Consider the following 15,355-nt stretch of genomic DNA (forward strand, 5'->3'; position numbering starts at 1 on the left):
CCCACGCCTACGAATCGGCGGGCCGAGTCGCCGAGGCGATCCCCCTCTACGAACAAACCCTCACCGACTCCGAGCGCGTCCTGGACCCGGACCACCCCCACACCCTCACCGCCCGCAACAACCTCGCCTACGCCTACGGGGCAGCGGGCCGCGTCGCCGAGGCGATCCCGCTACACGAACAGACCCTCACCAACTCCGAGCGCGTCCTCGGCCCCGACCACCCCCACACCCTGACCGCCCGTGCCAACCTCGCCCGCGTCTACCAATCGGCGAGCCGGGTCGCCGAAGCCATCCCGCTACACGAACAGGCCTTCACCGACTCCGAGCGCGTCCTCGGCCCCGACCACCCCCACACCCTGACCGCCCGCAACAACCTCGCCAGCGCATACGAATCGGCGGGCCGAATCGCCGAGGCGATCCCCCTCTACGAACAGACCCTCACCGACTCCGAGCGCGTCCTCGGCCCCGGCCATCCCGACACCCTGACCTACCGCGCCAACCTCGCCCACGCCCACTGGGTAGCGGGCCGAGGAGACGAAGCGATCCCGTTACACGAACAGACCCTCATCGACTCCGAACAATCCTTGGGCCCCGACCACCCCGACACCCTGACCTACCGCGCCGACCTCGCCCACGCCCACTGGGTAGCGGGCCGAGGAGACGAAGCGATCCCGCTGCTGAAGCAAACCGTTGCCGCCGCCGAGCGGTGCGTGGGCCCCGACCACCCCGACACCCTGGCCTACCGCAGCAACCTCGCCAGCGCCTACGTGTCGGCGGACCGGGTCGCCGAGGCGATCCTGCTCTATGAACAGATCCTCACCGACTGCGAGCGGATACTCGGCCCCGACCACCCGAGTACCGGTGTGGTCCGTGCCAATCTCACGGTTGCGCGAAAGCGACGATCCCCGTGAATCTCTACCAGGTACTTTCTCCCGCCCTCCGGGTGCCCGGCCGGGATGTACTCCGGATCGACATACCGGTCTCGGGGGCGGGCACTGGTAGGGCCACGTCGAATTCCGGAATGGTGGAACCGATCACACCACTGTGGTCAGCACCCGGGGGCCGTCGGCGGTGATCGCGACGGTGTGCTCGGAATGGGCGGTGCGGGAGCCGTCCGCCGAGCGGATGGTCCAGCCGTCGGGATCGGTGACGATCCGGTCGGTGGTCGCCGCGAACCACGGTTCGAGGGCGAGGGTGAGGCCGGGCCGCAGCCGGAAGCCGCGGCCCGCGCGTCCGGCGTTGGAAACGTGTGGGTCCTCGTGCATGGTCCGCCCGAGCCCGTGACCGCCGAACTCGGTGTTGACCGGATAGCCGTACGCAGTGGCGACGGCGGAGATCGCCGCGGAGATGTCACCGATCCGGTTACCCGGCTGCGCGGCCTCGATCGCCGCGGCCAGCGCCTCTTCGGTGGCCTGCACCAGCCGCAGATCCGCGGCGGCGGGTGTGCCGACGATGACTGTGGTGGCGGCGTCGGCGACCCAGCCGTCGATGCTCAACGCCAGATCCGCGGTCAGTACATCGCCGTCGCGCAGCGCGTAGTCGAAGGGCAGCCCGTGCAGGACGGCGTCGTTGACCGACAGGCAGACCGTATTGCGGAACGGACCGCGCCCGAACGAGGGCGCGTAGTCCCAGTAACACGACACCGCGCCCCGCTGCCGGATCCGTTCGCGCACGATCATCTCCAGGTCGAGCAGGTTCACCCCCACCGCCGCGACCGCCCGCAGTTCCGCCAGGATCTCGGCCACGAACGCGCCCGCGACGCGCATCCGCTCGATCTCCTCGAGCGATTTCAACTCCACCATCACAACCTCCACAGCCAATGGTATTTCTATACCGTCCTTGCGGTACATTAATACCACTCTTTAGAGTGGAGGCATGGTCCGCCTGCCCCTCACCGCCTCTCAGATCGACGCCGGCCGCCGCCTCGGAGTCCGGTTGCGTATCGCCCGCGACGGGCGCGACCTCGCCGAGGTGGCCCGCGCGGCCGGCATCTCCCCGGAGACCCTCCGCAAGATCGAAACCGGCCGCCTCCCCTCCCCCGGCTTCGGCACGGTCGTGTCCCTGAGCCGCGTGCTCGAACTGCCTCTTGAAGAGCTCGCCGAGATCTGGACCGCGGACAACCTCGCCGAATCCGCCTGAACGATTCGGAACGGCCCGGTCGCCCGCCCCTTCGCAGCCTTCCGGTACGGCCCGGCATGCCCTGTACCGAGCTGATCACCGGGTGCCGATGGGGCACGCTCCATACCCCCGTCCAGAAAGCTGCGCCGCTTCCGCTCGCCGGGAGTCGCGGCCCCGACCGGGCCGCCCGAACCGTGGGTGCCGGCCCGTGCTCAGAATCTCATCGAATTGCCGGCCACGGTGGTCGGACCGCTTACCGTGCCACCTATGGGGTTTCCAGATACCGATGCCGCCCGCGAACCAGGCGAGCGGAGGCCGGGGCACCGCGCCCGACGCGGTCGCCGCGGCCGTGCTACCGAGGCGCGAGCACACCGTGGTACGAAATGGATTCGGCCGGCGGTCGTTCTGCTCACCGGCCTACTCGTCTCCGCGTGCACCGGCGAAGCGCCCGCCCCGGCGGCCACCGACGATGTCCTGGGCACCGTCGTGCACGACACCTTCACGGCGTTGCGCGAGACACACGGTATTCCCGGCATCGCCGTGGGGGTGGTCCACGGGGACCGGACCCGGCTCTTCGAGTTCGGCACCACCGCGCCCGGCGGTGATCACCCGGTGACCGAACAGACGATCTTCGAGATCGGCTCGATCAGTAAACTGTTCACCACATTGCTGGCCGGGGCCGCCGCGGCCCAGGAGCGGCTCGACTTCGACGACACTCCGGGCCGGTACCTGCCGCAACTCCGCGAGCACCCGATCGACGGCGCGCGGATCAGGGATATCGCGACCTACACCGCGGGTGGTCTGCCGCAGCAGTTTCCCGCCGAGGTGACGACCGAGGCCGAGATGTGGCGCTACTTCCAGCAGTGGCGCCCGACGTACCCGGTGGGGACCACCCGCCTCTACGGCAATCCGGGCATGGCCCTGCTGGGGCAGGCGACCGCCGCCGCGCTCGGCCGCCCGTTCGAGGACGCGATGCGTGCCGAGATACTCGAGCCGCTCGGCCTCCGGCACACCTATTTCGATGTACCGGCACCGGCGCAGGACGACTATGCCTGGGGGACGGCGCGATCGGGTGCTCCGGTACGGGTTTCTCCCGGCCCGGGGGATACCGAGGCCTACGGGTTGAAGACGACCGCGGCCGACCTGCTGTCGTTCGTCGCGGCGAATATGGACAACCGGCGCGCTCCGCTCGCTCTGCGCGGACCACTGGACGTGACCCGGCACGGCCACTACCGAGTCGGCCCGATGACGCAGGCGCTGGGCTGGGAACGCTTCGACTACCCCACCTCCCTCGAGACGCTGCAGGCCGGTAACTCGGTCGAAATCGTGAACCGGCCCCAGCCGCTCGAACCGGCCGGGGACCCGTCCGGCCCGGCGTTGTTCGACAAGACCGGGTCCACCGGCGGATTCGGCGCCTACGTCGCTTACGTACCGAGCCGCTCCCTCGCCGTCGTCGTCCTGATGAACCGGAACATCCCGATACCCGCCCGGGTCGCCGCCACCCACCGGGTGATCGAAGTGCTCGACTCCCCGTAGCGACGACCTGTGGCGGGCGCGCACCGGGAGCGCCTCAGCACGACCGCGCGGGTCCACCGGCTTCGAGGGCGCCGTCCAGCCGCTGCCAGGCGACGAGCAGCGCCGGCACGAGATGGGTGGCGGTCTCGATCAGCAGCCCCCTCCGCAGCAGTGCGACGGCAGCGAAGCCGTCGCCGAGGTCGGGCACCGCGCCGGCGCCCCACATTTCCTGAAAGTCCGAGCCGAGGCCCCGCGGTGGCAGCGGCAGGCAAAGGAGAGCTCTTTGCGAAGGCGGAACAGGGTCCGTATGCCGCTTCGGAGCCGTGCTGTGGGAACAGACCTCCGCCGAAGCGAGGACCTCGGCCGTACGCATAGGGAACATCCGCTGCCGGTGTCTCATTGTCCGGTGACTATCCGCGCGAGGACAACCAACTGATCCGTGACCGCGCCCGCTCAGCGATTGCGCTTGGATGTGGTGGGTTTGCTGGGCTTCTTCTTGCTGTTGTTCTTGCCGTCGCTGTCGGGCTCCCATTCGTAGCCGGGAGTTCCTCTCTCACAGTAAGAATTGGCGACCTTGGTGTCGGTGGCGTCGAATTCGCACCAGCGGTCGCTGCTGCAGGCGACCGAACCGAAGCCGGCCGCGAGGGCGATCACCACGGTGCCGGTGACGGTGCGCAGACGGGTGCCGGAATACATGTGCTCTCCTGGTTTTTCGGGGGAAGGGCGACCGCGCGGTGGCGGATCAGGGGGTGAGCCGGAGGCGGGCCACGACAGCGCGGTGGTCCGTACCCGCAAGGGTGAATGTACTGATGTGCTCGGTGGTGCCGCCGGATACCAGAATATGATCGATACCGATCAGCGGGCCCCAGGTTCGGTCGGCCGGATAGGTGAGCAGCCTGCCCGCACCGGCCTGGTCGGCGGCGGCGGCGAAATCCCCGGTCACCAGGCGGCGGAAGGCCGCGTGGTCACTGGTCGCGTTGAAGTCGGCGCCGACCACCGCCGGTCCCGGCGAGGCGCGCAGGATGGTTTCCACAGCGCTCATCTCCTTCGCCCAGACGGCGGCGTCCGCGGTCGGCGGGAGCGGGTGGAAGGCGTGGATCGTGACAGGTCCGAGGGCGGGATGGGTGAGCGTCGCGGACAGGTTGCCGAGCACGAACTCCCGGTGCCGTACCGGATCCGACAGCGGGAACCGGCTGTAGATGCCGGTACCCCCGCCACCGGGACCCGGGTCCAGATAGTTGTACGGGAGCAGAGCGCCGAGACCGTCCGCGGTCAGGGCATCGACCGCCTCGGGGGTGAGCTCGTCCACGGTGAGCACGTCGACGCCACGTTCCCGGACCGCGGTCACGAGCGCGGTCGTCTCCGCGCCGCCGAACAGCAGATTCGATTGCAGCACGGTCAGTTCGGCGCCGGTCGCGGCGCGGCTGTCCGGAACGAACAGTGGCAGCTGGGTCCACAGCACACCGGCGAGCACGATCACCGCCGCCGCGGCGCTGCGCCATCCGCGCGCGGCGAGGAACAGCAGCAGGGCGGCGACCGCGCCCAGCATCAGATACGTCGCACCCGCGGCCAGCAGGATCAGTTCCCGCCGCTGCCAGCCCCCGAGATGGAGGGTCAGGCCGAAGGTTCCGGCCAGCAGCGCACACCACCCCGCGCCGAGCAGCACCCGGCGGACAACTCCGTGCCTCATACCCGCAAACCTATCGGGCACGCTCGAGAAAACCTTGCGAAGTCCTTGCGGCGACGCCCACCCGGCCCGCGCTACAACAGTTCGGTGCGCGCAAGCCGGATCGCACCCGCGACACTCCGGCGCGCGAGGACCGCACTCGCGCCGACCGCGGGGCCGGTGCGCGGGGGCACCGGAAACCAGCGGGACGGCTACCTATGGTCGGCGGTCAGAGCGCCCCACCGGCATCGATCTGCTGGGTGGTCCCGGTGATGTAGCGACCGTCGTCGGAGACCAGATGCAGCACCGTGGCGGTGATGTCCTCCGGTTCCAGCGCGACCACCGGTAGCCGGTTCAGGGTGCGGGCCGCCTCTTCGAAATCGGCGCGGTCCGGGTTCGGCAGATCCGGCCGGAACAGGCGGTAGGTGGCGTCGTTGAGGATCATGGGGGTGGCGACGGTTGTGGGGTGCACGGTATTCACCCGGATATCGTGGGGGGCCAGTTCTTTGGCGAGCACCTTCATCAGCATCACCAGGCCGGCCTTGGACGCCGCATAGTGCGCGGTGTTCTCGTTGGCGTGGTACGCGGCCAGCGAACTGGTGATCACCACGGCGCCACCGCGGCCGCCCGCGATGATGTGCGGGACGGCGGCCTTGAGCGATTTCCACACCCCGGTGAGGTTGATATCGATCATGTCCTGCCAGACGTCTTCGCCCATCTCCAGAGTAGGGGCCGGACTGGAGATCCCGGCATTGGCGACGACAATATCCAGCCGCCCGAACTCCGCCACCCCCGCCGAAACCGCCGCGGTAAGAGCGGCGAGATCACGGACATCGGCGTCGCGGGCGACGATGCGGCGACCGGTGGCCTCCACCAGGCGGACCGTCTCCGCGAGGTCGGCGGCATCGGCCAGCGGGTACGGAACACTGGCGACCTCGGCCGTGGTGTCGACGGCGATGATATCGGCGCCCTCCTGCGCAAAACGTACTGCGTGGGAGCGGCCCTGGCCCCGCCCGGCGCCGGTGACGAATGCGATCCTGCCGTCCAATTTGCCCATGAGTCACTCCGTATCGCGCGCCGTATCTGCAGCTTTGCCGTAGTTCGACAATATGACACCGACTGCCGAAAGTCGATGCCCGCTCTACCCACTCACGGCAACCCGGGCGCAACCTTCCCGGCGGAAAGTGACCTATGATCTTGGTGCCCGCAGCGCAGCGGACCGGCCGGAACAGATCCCGGGCCAACGTCTCTGCATCGCCATGCCGTTGGCTGCCGATATGCTTGGAGCACGCCATGATCACGCCGCCCGACCCCGTGCCATCGCCCCTGGGGCCCGGTCGAGGCGACGAAGAGCGATACCCGCTGTACTGCGCCGAATTCACCGCCGACCCGCACCGCGCCTACCGGGAGATGCGGGCACGCCACGGTTCGCTGGTGCCGGTGGAGCTGGCGCCCGGTGTCCCCGCCACCTTGGTCATCGGATACCGCGCCGCGCTGCGGATCCTCAACGATCCGGCGCGTTTTCCCGCCGACCCCCGGCACTGGGAGACAACCGTCCCCGCCGACTGCCCCGTACTGCCGGTACTGCAGTGGCGGCCGAACGCACCGCGCAGTGCCGGCGCCGAGCACACGCGCTACCGGGGCGCGGTCACCGCGGCACTGGCCGGGGTCGACCTGCACCGGCTGCGCGCCACCGTCGAACGCTTCGCGGCACCGCTGATCAATACGTTCTGCGAGTCCGGTTCGGCCGATCTGGTCGCCCAGTACGCGTTCCCGCTGACCTTCGAGGTCATCAACGCGATGCTCGGCTGCCCACCCGAGATCAGCGACCGCGCCGCCGCCGCGACCGCCGCCATCTTCGACGGTGTCGACTCGGAGAAGGGCAATCTGATGTTCGGCGAGGCGGTGCAGGAACTGGTGGACGCCAAACGCGCCGTGCCGGGCGACGATGTCACCACGCGGCTCCTGCACCACTCCGCGGCGCTCGACGCGACCGAGATGACCCACCAGGTGGTCGCCCTCTACGGCGTCGGGATGGGGCCGATGCAGAGCCTGATCATCAACACCCTGTGCCTGATCCTCACCGACGACAGGTTCGCCGACGAGATGCTCGGCGGCGCGCTGGCGACCCGCGACGCGCTCGACGACGTACTGTTCGACGACCCGCCGCTGCCCAACGCCAGCGTCACCTATCCGCGTCAGCCCACCATGGTCGACGAGGTCTGGTTGCCGGCCCACCAGCCGGTGGTGATCAGCCTCGCCGGATGCAACAGGGATCCGGAGATCGGGGCCGGTCACCACAGCGGCAACCGGTCGCATCTGGCCTGGGGCGCCGGTCCGCACGCCTGCCCGGCCCAGCCCACCGCGTATCTGATCGCGCAGGAGGCCATCGATCAGCTGCTCGACGCGCTGCCCGAGCTGCGGCTCGCGGTCCCGGTGGCGGAACTGGCCTGGCGGCCTGGGCCGCTGCACCGCACCCTCGCCGGGCTACCGGTCACCTTCCCGCCCACGCCACCGCTGCCCTTGGACTGAGGCGCGATCCCGCGCGGGTGGCCTGGATCGAGCGTCCAGCACAGCGGCGACCATCCCTGCCTCGCCGATACACCCGGCCTCCGCGGCCGCTGCCCCGAATCTGCGCCCCGGTCGAGAGCGCGAGCTATCGCGCGACCAGGTCGGGTGCAGAACGACCGGGAACCGGAACGAATCGCGGGATATACCGGAACATCACCCCCGCACCGGTCACCGAGACCACTCCCAGTGCCGCCACCGCCACGCCGAGCGCTACCACGGTGGCCGCGGCCCCGGCCGCCAGCGGTCCGAGGAACATGCCGAAATCGTGGGTGAGCCGCCAGGCCGCCAGGAATTCCGCGCGGGTGGCGGCCGGGGCCACATCGGCGCCCAGGGTCATGATCACGCCGTTACCGAAACCGTTGCCGATCCCCATGATCACGGCCACCGCGCCGATGGTCCACACATCATGGGCCAGCGGCAGCAGAAAATAGGACAGCGCGATGATCAGCAGCGACGGCACCGCGATGAACCGGCGGCCGTAGCGGTCCATCAGCTGCCCGGCCGGATACGAACACAGCAGGTCGAACGCGGCGCCGATACCGAACACCAGCGACGCCGACACGGCGTCCAGGCCGATATGGTCGGCCCACAGCGGAAGCGCCGCCTCCCGGGAGGCGCGGGCCGCGCCCATGAGCAGTGATCCGGCGCCCAGCGTCGCCAGCAGCCGCCGGTGCCGGCGCAGAATCGTCCCCAGCGTGACCCCACCGGCCGGTGCGTCGTGGGCGCGCGGCGGGTCGGGCACCCGCGACATCAGATAACCGGACACGATCACCCCGGCCAGCTGGACGGCGAAACCGCCGCGGGTCCCCATCCCGAGAATCACCAGCGCGCCCACGAAGGGACCGATGAGAAAACCCAGCCGCCACATCAGCGCGAAGGTCGCCATGGCCCGGGCCCGCATCTCGACCGGGACCACCTCGGCGAGATAGCTCTGCCGGGCCAGCCCCCACACCGCGTTGGAGACCCCGGTGAGCAGGGCGCCGACCGCCAGCACCGCGGGCGTCCAGGCCAGCAGCGACAGCAACACCCCGGCGGTGCCGATCAGCGATCCGGCGATGATCGAGCGCCGCTCGCCGAATCGGGCGACGACCCGCCCCGCCGGGAGATCGCCCAGGACCGCGCCGAGCCCGACGAGGGCCACGATCACTCCGGCCACGCCCACCGAGGCGCCCAGGTCCCGGGCGGTCAGCGCGATCACGGGGGAACCGGCGCCCTGACCGATCCCGAACACCGCGGACGGCAGGAAGACGGTGGGCAGCAGGGGGCGCAGCATTGTCCAGGTGGATGTCATCCTTGAGGCTCGGCCGCGCCCTATCCGACCACCTTGCCGTCCGGTCCGGCGTTCTCCGGCTAGGTGCCGTTGGCGTACGGGTTGAACTCGTTGGTGTAGAGGTCCTTCGCGGTCAGCTTCCCGCTCTCCACCTCACCGTTGCGGACCAGCCAGTCGATCCACAGCTGGATCTCCTGCTCGCGCGTGACACCGCCGGGCCCCGCGACGCCGGTGCTCTTCCAGTAGTTCGCCTTGTCGGGGCTCTCGCCTTCCCGTCCGCGGCGCGTGATGATGTCCTTGAACCTGGCGATCACCTGGTCGCGCGGTGTGGTCTGGGCCCAGCGGATCGCGCGGGCGGTGCCCTGGGTCAGATCGGCGACGGCGTCGCGGTTGCGGGCCAGGAAGTCGTCGCGAACGATATAGGTGCCGTAGCTGAACGCACCGAACAGGTCGCCGTCGGTGAACAGCGGCCGGACTCCGCCCCGGGCCACTGCCTCGTCCCGCCAGATATCGAACAGCGCGACCGCATCGATCTGCCCCTGCCGCAGCGCCTGTTCCGCATTGACCGGCGGCACCACGGTCAGCTCCACCTGGTCGATCTCTTCGTTGGACAGACCCTGCTGGGCCAGCCACTCACGGGCCACGAACTCGTGGTGCGCACCGAGAGTGTTCACCCCGAACTTCTTGCCGATCAGATCGCGGGCACTGCGGATCGGGCTGTGGTCCAGCACGTAGTAGCCGGTGAAGTTCTCCTTGTCCGAGCCGTAGTAGCTGATCACCGAGGTGATCGGCGAACCCGCGGCGGCGAGTTTCACAACAGCGCCGTTGAACGCGCCGCCGATATCGGTGGCGCCGGTGGCCGCGGACTGGATGTCCTGCGGGCCGCTGGTCGTATTGCCGGCCCAGTCCAGCGCGACCTTGTCGAAATAGCCCAGATCGGCGGCGAGCTCTGGGTAGGTGACCTGGCCGGCCCAGCCCTGGTACCGGATGAGCGTCCTCCCGTCCTCGGTCGTCCGGGCTTCCGACGAGGTGCCGCACGCCGACACCAGGGAGACGGCCGCGAGCAGTGCGAAGAGCAATGCCGGCACACGTTTACGCATGGCGTGATCATGACGACGCCGGCCGCCGGCGACGAGATTTGCACTACCCGCGATTCCAATCGTTGTCCGCCGGGCGACCCCGGGTGCAGCCTGGCATTCGTCACTGTGACCCGCGCTGCGCCGAGGTGGACGCGGTCGTCGGAACGAGGGATTCGAATGACGGATGTGCACGAATTGAGCACCGATGTTCTCGTGATCGGTGGTGGCCCCGCCGCCACCTGGGCGGCCCTGCGTGCCGCCCGCGCCGGCGCGCACGTGGTGCTCGCCGACAAGGGCTACTGCGGGACCAGCGGCGCCACCGCCTCGGCCGGCACCGGCGTGTGGTATGTCCCGCCGGACCCGGTCGAACATGCGGCCGCGATCGCGAGCCGCGCGGGCCTGGGCGGCTATCTGGCCGATCGGCGCTGGTCGGAGCGGGTCCTCGACGAAACCTACGAACGCCTGAACGAACTCGCCGAACAGGCCCGCTTCCCGTTCCCGGTCGGACCGGACGGGAAGCAATTGCGCAACGGACTGCAGGGCCCGGAGTACATGCGGCGGATGCGGATCCGCGTACGCCGTGCCGGTGTGCGGATCCTCGACCACAGCCCGGTCACCGAACTGCTGGTCGACGCGGCGGGTGCGGTCGCGGGGGCCGCGGGCTACCGGCGTCAGGCCCGGGAGAGCTACCGGGTCCGGGCCGGTGCGGTGGTCCTGGCGACCGGCGGTTGCGCTTTCCAGTCCAAGGCGTTGGGCTGCGATGTGAATACCGGCGACGGCGCGCTGTTCGCGGTCGAGGCGGGGGCCGAGTTGTCCGGGATGGAGTTCTCGAATGCCTACGGCATCGCGCCGGAGGGAACCTCGGTGACCAAGACGGCGTTCTATCATTTCGCCACCTTTTACCGCGCCGACGGCAGCGTGCTCGAGGGGGCCGGCGGCCGCAACCGCTCCCCCATCGCGGCGGAACTGTTGCGCGACAAAGTTTTCTGCCGAATCGATCAGGCCGGCGAACCGGCCCGGGCCGCCATGCGCCGTGCCCAGCCGAATTTCTTCCTGACCTTCGACCGGCTCGGCATCGATCCGTTCACCGAGAAATTCCCGATTACGCTGATCGCCGAGGGCACCGTCCGCGGCACCGGCGGTATCCGGCTCGTCACCGACGACTGCGGTACCAGTGTGCCGGGCCTCTACGCGGCCGGTGACGCCGCGACCCGCGAACTGATCTGCGGCGGTTTCACCGGCGGCGGCAGTCACAATGCCGCCTGGGCGATCTCCTCGGGCACCTGGGCGGGTGCCGGGGCCGCCCGGTACGCCCTGGCGCTCGGGGCCGGCGCGGCGGGCCGCCGGGTGACGGGGATCGGCGCCGTGGGCGCCCGCCCCGAGGGCCGCCGGACCGAGCAGGATCCGCGGCAGGTGGTGGCCGCCGTCCAGGGCGAGATCCTGCCCTACGACAAGAACTATCTGCGGCGCGGCAGCGTGCTCACCGAATCGCTGACCACCCTGGACGCGCTCTGGTCGGAGATCCGCGAGTCCCTGGGCGGCGACGGCGCGGAGCGGGTGCGCACCCGGCAGGCCGCGGCGATGACCGCGCACGCCCGCTGGATGTACCGAACGGCCTTGGCCCGCACCGAAACCCGGGGCATGGCAAAACGGCTCGATTTCCCCGACCAGGACCCCGATCAGCACCATCGGCTGATCACCGGTGGGCTGGACCGGATTTGGGTGCGGCCCGAGCAGGCGGCGATCCCCGCGGCGGTGGCGTCGTGATCGAACTCGTGTCCGCGCAGCGCTGCATCGCCTGCGATAAATGCATCGCCGTATGCCCCACCAATGTATTCGACCGCGGCGCCGACGGTATTCCGGTGATCAGCCGGCACAGCGACTGCCAGACCTGCTTCCAGTGTGAGGCGAACTGCCCCGCCGACGCGCTGTTCGTCTCCCCGCGCACCACCCCGGAACCGGAATCCTCGGCGGCCGGAGACCAGGAGGAGTTGGTCCGCAGCGGGCTGCTGGGCAGCTACCGCGCGCAGATCGGCTGGGGCAAGGGCCGCAAACCCGGCACCCTGCGGGCGGTCGGGCCCGCACTCCAACCCAACGGGTCGCCACTCACCAGCTGATCGAGCGGGCCCACCGCTTCGGCACAGCACCGGCCGGGTCGATCGCCACAGGCCCGGCCCGATCCGCGCGCCGGTCCGCTGGGCCTTTTCGCCGGAGCGGCGCTACTGCGCGCTGCTACTCGCGGCGATCGCCTCGTTCTGGATGCGCTCGAACTGATCGCTCATGGCCTCGGCCAGCGCGGTCGCCGCCGAGAGCGGCCGAACCATCACCATGAACTCGTCGATTTTGCCGTCGGCGTCGAAATGCAGGAAATCGCAACCGGTCAGCCGTTTACCCGCGACCGTCGCCTCGAAGACGAGCGCGTGATCGCGGCCGCCGGGGTCGGCGATCTCCCGGATGTAGCGGAAGTCCTCGAACACCCGTAGTACACCGCGCAGTATCGCCGCCGTGATCGGCTTGCCCGCGTACGGCGTGAACGCCACCGGGCTGGTGAACACCACCTTGTCGGCCAGCAGTGCCTCGATGGCGACGGTGTCGCGGTCCTCCACGGCCTTGCGGAACGGGTGCATCCGGAAACCTCGCGTACTCGATGTGCCGGCCGGGCCTTCGCCGGCCGATGCGTCACGAACGCTAACCAGATCGCCTACCGATGTCTACGGTCCGCCCGGCGCACGCCCCGGCTGTCCGAGCGGTTCAGGCCGCGGTACCGGGCCGCGGGGTGATCGCGATGCCCACCGACCCGTCCGCCCCGCGCAGCAGTTTGTGACCGCGGATCATGACCTTTCCGATCAACCCGTATTTCCGGCCCACGACCTCCCGGGCGCGCTCGGTGCCCGGCGCGTCCAGGACCTCGGCGGCGCCGGGGAGTACCTCGCCACCCTGCGTACGCCCACGGTTGTCCGAGATCTGCAGGGTGACCTCGGGGTTGCGGCGGATCCGCTTGACCTTCCAGGAGGTCGGGTTCGTCCACACCAGGAGACGGTCGCCGTCGGGCGCCACCCAGACGGGGGTCCCGACGGGCGAGCCGTCCTTCCTGTAGGTGGTCAGCGAAACATATTTGGCCTGCGCCAGCTGGTCCCAGCTCATTGCTACACGGTAGGCCGACAGCGGTCGCGCGTCACGGATTGCGGGCCGGGGTTTCCACAGAGCCGCAACCAGCGCGCCGGCCCGAGCGCACCTCACTCAGGGGCTGAGGTGCCCGATCCGCGCTCGGTGACCTACGACATACAGCCGCTCTGTTATGGAGGTCGGCCGGCCGGCGTCTTGTGTTCGTTCGATACACGACGAAGCAAGGAGCCGACCATGAGCGAGCAGACCACCGGCAGGAAAGTCGCGTTGATCACCGGGGCGAACAAGGGGATCGGGCGCGGGGCCGCCGAACAACTCGCCGCGCTGGGTATGACTGTGGTGCTCGGCGCCAGAGATCCGCAGCGGGGAGAGGAGGCCGCGGCGGCGCTGCGCGCGGCGGGTGGCGACGTACATGCTGTTGTGCTGGATGTCACGGACCCGGCCGGGGTCGCGGGGGCGGCAGAACAGATCGAGGAGCGTTTCGGCCGTCTCGACGTGCTGATCAACAATGCCGGAATCACCGGCTCGGGACAGGTCTCGCCGCAGGACGCCTACGATCAGGTGCCCAGTACCGTCGATCTGCAGAGGGTCCGGGCGGTGTTCGAGACCAATGTGTTCGGGGTGATCACGGTGACCAACGCCATGTTGCCGCTGTTGCGGCGGTCGCCGGCGCCACGCATCGTGAATGTGAGCAGCCATGCCGCCTCGCTGACGCTGATCGGCGACCCGGACGGGCCGTTCGCGGGACTGTTGCCGTCGGCCGCCTACAACCCTTCCAAGTCCGCGCTGGCGTCGCTGACCGTGAACTACGCCAACGAACTACGCAAGGAAGGCTTTCTCGTCAATGCCGCCTGCCCGGGCTACGTCGATACGGACAGCAACAACCACACCGGATTCCTGACGGTCGCACAGGGCGCCGCGGTGCTGGTGCGCTTGGCCACCCTCGGCGCCGACGGGCCGACGGCGGGCATGTTCGGCGAGGACGGCCCCGTGCCCTGGTGAGTCACCGGCCGGTTGGCCGCCCTGCCGACGGTGGATGCCGTCACCCTCGGTGGATCACGCGCACAGGGCACCCACACCCCGGACAGCGACTGGGACTTCGCGGTCTACTACCGGGGCGACTTCGACCCGGCAGATCTGCGCGCCGTCGGCTGGGCGGGCGAGATCTCCGAGGTCGGCGGCTGGGGCGGGGGCCTCTTCAACGGCGGAGCCTGGCTCACGATCGACGACCGGCACGTAGACATCCACTACCGTGACCTCGACGTCGTCGAACACGAACTCGCCGAGGCCCGGCAGGGCCGCTTCCATTGGGAGCCGCTGATGTTCCACCTCGCGGGTATCCCCAGTTACCTCGTGGTCGCCGAACTCGCCGTCAACCGGGTACTGCACGGCACTCTGCCCCGCCCCGCCTACCTGTGTGCGCTACGCCGCGCGGCTCCGCCGATATGGCGCGACCGCGCGACCATGACACTGCGCTACGCGCGCGACGCGTACGTCCGACGCGGACAGGTGACCGAAGTCGCGGGCGCGCTGGCCACCGCCGCTGTGCAGACGGCACACGCGGTGCCGGCGGCTCGCGGTGAGTGGGCCACCAACGAGAAGCGGCTACTGGACCGGGCCGGGTTGCGGGCCGTCGACGAGATCGTGGGCGGACTGACGACCGACCCGGCGGTACTCGCCCGAGCAGTGGACGCGGCTCGGCAGCTGTTCACCGCCCCCGAGCCCGCCGACGGCGACACCGTGTGACCGGTTGTCGCCGGGGTCACCGTTCGTCTCGGGTCACGATGCGGTCTCGGCAAGATCGAACATCACATGTTCGGCAAGATCGGTTTCCCGGGATGCGTCGGCGGCCGCGGGGCTTCTAGGCTCGCGGAGGGCCGCCGCCGCTCCCCCACGATCACGGTGCGCCTGCCCCGGACCCGGCGTCCGGCGACACCGACCGTATCGACCGGCCAACGGCGTGCCGGCACCGACAGCGCGCCCCGCGCGCCGACGACCCTGAAGGGCCCA

Annotated in this window: 17 protein-coding genes; 8 read left to right on the forward strand and 9 right to left on the reverse strand. The window is 69.8% G+C overall.

Annotated features, from left to right (window positions below; translation table 11 throughout):
* Positions 1-911 (forward strand): tetratricopeptide repeat-containing protein (locus AB0H42_RS18480; protein ID WP_357057202.1); only part of this gene is annotated, 911 nt, incomplete at its 5' end.
* Between the two features lie 123 nt (positions 912-1,034).
* Here AB0H42_RS18480 and map read toward each other — a convergent pair.
* A complete protein-coding gene (gene map, locus AB0H42_RS18485; protein ID WP_357057313.1) occupies positions 1,035-1,802 on the reverse strand; it encodes a type I methionyl aminopeptidase in 768 nt (255 codons plus the stop codon).
* Positions 1,803-1,875: 73 nt separating this feature from the next.
* Between map and AB0H42_RS18490 the strand changes: the two genes are divergently transcribed.
* Together AB0H42_RS18490 and AB0H42_RS18495 are read left to right on the forward strand one after the other, a co-directional pair.
* A complete protein-coding gene (locus AB0H42_RS18490; protein WP_357057204.1) occupies positions 1,876-2,139 on the forward strand; it encodes a helix-turn-helix transcriptional regulator in 264 nt (87 codons plus the stop codon).
* 246 nt (positions 2,140-2,385) lie between these two features.
* Positions 2,386-3,654 (forward strand): serine hydrolase, encoded by a 1,269-nt coding sequence (locus AB0H42_RS18495; RefSeq protein WP_357057206.1) that lies wholly within the window; start codon positions 2,386-2,388, stop codon positions 3,652-3,654.
* 34 nt (positions 3,655-3,688) lie between these two features.
* On the opposite strand, the gene AB0H42_RS18500 is transcribed toward AB0H42_RS18495, so the two are convergent.
* From AB0H42_RS18500 to AB0H42_RS18515, 4 genes are all read right to left on the reverse strand, one after another.
* Complete coding sequence (locus AB0H42_RS18500; protein WP_357057208.1) at positions 3,689-3,859, reverse strand: hypothetical protein; 171 nt, start codon at positions 3,857-3,859, stop codon at positions 3,689-3,691.
* 227 nt (positions 3,860-4,086) lie between these two features.
* Positions 4,087-4,329, reverse strand: coding sequence for a hypothetical protein (locus AB0H42_RS18505; RefSeq protein WP_357057210.1), 243 nt, complete (start codon positions 4,327-4,329; stop codon positions 4,087-4,089).
* A gap of 46 nt (positions 4,330-4,375) precedes the next feature.
* Positions 4,376-5,323 (reverse strand): endonuclease/exonuclease/phosphatase family protein, encoded by a 948-nt coding sequence (locus AB0H42_RS18510; RefSeq protein ID WP_357057212.1) that lies wholly within the window; start codon positions 5,321-5,323, stop codon positions 4,376-4,378.
* A 205-nt stretch (positions 5,324-5,528) separates the two neighbouring features.
* Positions 5,529-6,356, reverse strand: a complete 828-nt coding sequence (locus AB0H42_RS18515) for a mycofactocin-coupled SDR family oxidoreductase (protein WP_357057213.1) — start codon at positions 6,354-6,356, stop codon at positions 5,529-5,531.
* Between the two features lie 236 nt (positions 6,357-6,592).
* Between AB0H42_RS18515 and AB0H42_RS18520 the strand changes: the two genes are divergently transcribed.
* Entirely contained in the window at positions 6,593-7,831 is a 1,239-nt protein-coding gene (locus tag AB0H42_RS18520) for a cytochrome P450 (protein WP_357057215.1), read from the forward strand.
* A gap of 124 nt (positions 7,832-7,955) precedes the next feature.
* Here AB0H42_RS18520 and AB0H42_RS18525 read toward each other — a convergent pair whose 3' ends face one another.
* Positions 7,956-9,161: an MFS transporter gene (locus AB0H42_RS18525; protein ID WP_357057217.1), complete on the reverse strand. Its 1,206-nt coding sequence runs from the start codon at positions 9,159-9,161 to the stop codon at positions 7,956-7,958.
* A 59-nt stretch (positions 9,162-9,220) separates the two neighbouring features.
* Complete coding sequence (locus AB0H42_RS18530) at positions 9,221-10,240, reverse strand: ABC transporter substrate-binding protein (RefSeq protein ID WP_357057219.1); 1,020 nt, start codon at positions 10,238-10,240, stop codon at positions 9,221-9,223.
* Between the two features lie 156 nt (positions 10,241-10,396).
* Here AB0H42_RS18530 and AB0H42_RS18535 point away from each other — a divergent pair, with 156 nt between their 5' ends.
* Both AB0H42_RS18535 and AB0H42_RS18540 read left to right on the forward strand, forming a co-directional pair.
* Entirely contained in the window at positions 10,397-11,986 is a 1,590-nt protein-coding gene (locus tag AB0H42_RS18535) for an FAD-binding protein (protein WP_357057221.1), read from the forward strand.
* Complete coding sequence (locus AB0H42_RS18540; protein ID WP_357057222.1) at positions 11,983-12,336, forward strand: ferredoxin family protein; 354 nt, start codon at positions 11,983-11,985, stop codon at positions 12,334-12,336. Before AB0H42_RS18535 ends, AB0H42_RS18540 begins: the two co-directional genes overlap by 4 nt.
* 102 nt (positions 12,337-12,438) lie before the next feature.
* Here the strand turns inward: AB0H42_RS18540 and AB0H42_RS18545 are convergent, their stop codons facing one another.
* Positions 12,439-12,846, reverse strand: a complete 408-nt coding sequence (locus AB0H42_RS18545; RefSeq protein WP_357057224.1) for a nuclear transport factor 2 family protein — start codon at positions 12,844-12,846, stop codon at positions 12,439-12,441.
* Positions 12,847-12,970: 124 nt separating this feature from the next.
* Complete coding sequence (locus AB0H42_RS18550) at positions 12,971-13,363, reverse strand: PPOX class F420-dependent oxidoreductase (RefSeq protein ID WP_357057226.1); 393 nt, start codon at positions 13,361-13,363, stop codon at positions 12,971-12,973.
* Positions 13,364-13,579: 216 nt separating this feature from the next.
* Between AB0H42_RS18550 and AB0H42_RS18555 the strand changes: the two genes are divergently transcribed.
* Positions 13,580-14,347 (forward strand): SDR family oxidoreductase, encoded by a 768-nt coding sequence (locus tag AB0H42_RS18555; RefSeq protein ID WP_357057228.1) that lies wholly within the window; start codon positions 13,580-13,582, stop codon positions 14,345-14,347.
* Between the two features lie 12 nt (positions 14,348-14,359).
* The gene (locus AB0H42_RS18560) at positions 14,360-15,091 is read left to right on the forward strand and encodes a nucleotidyltransferase domain-containing protein (RefSeq protein ID WP_357057230.1); all 732 of its coding nucleotides are present in this window, start codon (positions 14,360-14,362) and stop codon (positions 15,089-15,091) included.
* Positions 15,092-15,355: the final 264 nt, after the last annotated feature.

This window comes from Nocardia sp. NPDC050799 (assembly GCF_040654015.1).
Classification (GTDB): Bacteria; Actinomycetota; Actinomycetes; order Mycobacteriales; family Mycobacteriaceae; genus Nocardia.

What these genes read in the sequence shown, in the direction of transcription:
- map (WP_357057313.1), bottom strand. Translation starts at nt 1,802, where the DNA reads ATGGTGGAGTTGAAATCGCTCGAGGAGATCGAGCGGATGCGCGTCGCG.
- AB0H42_RS18490 (WP_357057204.1), top strand. Translation starts at nt 1,876, where the DNA reads ATGGTCCGCCTGCCCCTCACCGCCTCTCAGATCGACGCCGGCCGCCGC.
- AB0H42_RS18495 (WP_357057206.1), top strand. Translation starts at nt 2,386, where the DNA reads ATGGGGTTTCCAGATACCGATGCCGCCCGCGAACCAGGCGAGCGGAGG.
- AB0H42_RS18500 (WP_357057208.1), bottom strand. Translation starts at nt 3,859, where the DNA reads ATGTGGGGCGCCGGCGCGGTGCCCGACCTCGGCGACGGCTTCGCTGCC.
- AB0H42_RS18505 (WP_357057210.1), bottom strand. Translation starts at nt 4,329, where the DNA reads ATGTATTCCGGCACCCGTCTGCGCACCGTCACCGGCACCGTGGTGATC.
- AB0H42_RS18510 (WP_357057212.1), bottom strand. Translation starts at nt 5,323, where the DNA reads ATGAGGCACGGAGTTGTCCGCCGGGTGCTGCTCGGCGCGGGGTGGTGT.
- AB0H42_RS18515 (WP_357057213.1), bottom strand. Translation starts at nt 6,356, where the DNA reads ATGGGCAAATTGGACGGCAGGATCGCATTCGTCACCGGCGCCGGGCGG.
- AB0H42_RS18520 (WP_357057215.1), top strand. Translation starts at nt 6,593, where the DNA reads ATGATCACGCCGCCCGACCCCGTGCCATCGCCCCTGGGGCCCGGTCGA.
- AB0H42_RS18525 (WP_357057217.1), bottom strand. Translation starts at nt 9,161, where the DNA reads ATGACATCCACCTGGACAATGCTGCGCCCCCTGCTGCCCACCGTCTTC.
- AB0H42_RS18530 (WP_357057219.1), bottom strand. Translation starts at nt 10,240, where the DNA reads ATGCGTAAACGTGTGCCGGCATTGCTCTTCGCACTGCTCGCGGCCGTC.
- AB0H42_RS18535 (WP_357057221.1), top strand. Translation starts at nt 10,397, where the DNA reads ATGACGGATGTGCACGAATTGAGCACCGATGTTCTCGTGATCGGTGGT.
- AB0H42_RS18545 (WP_357057224.1), bottom strand. Translation starts at nt 12,846, where the DNA reads ATGCACCCGTTCCGCAAGGCCGTGGAGGACCGCGACACCGTCGCCATC.
- AB0H42_RS18550 (WP_357057226.1), bottom strand. Translation starts at nt 13,363, where the DNA reads ATGAGCTGGGACCAGCTGGCGCAGGCCAAATATGTTTCGCTGACCACC.
- AB0H42_RS18555 (WP_357057228.1), top strand. Translation starts at nt 13,580, where the DNA reads ATGAGCGAGCAGACCACCGGCAGGAAAGTCGCGTTGATCACCGGGGCG.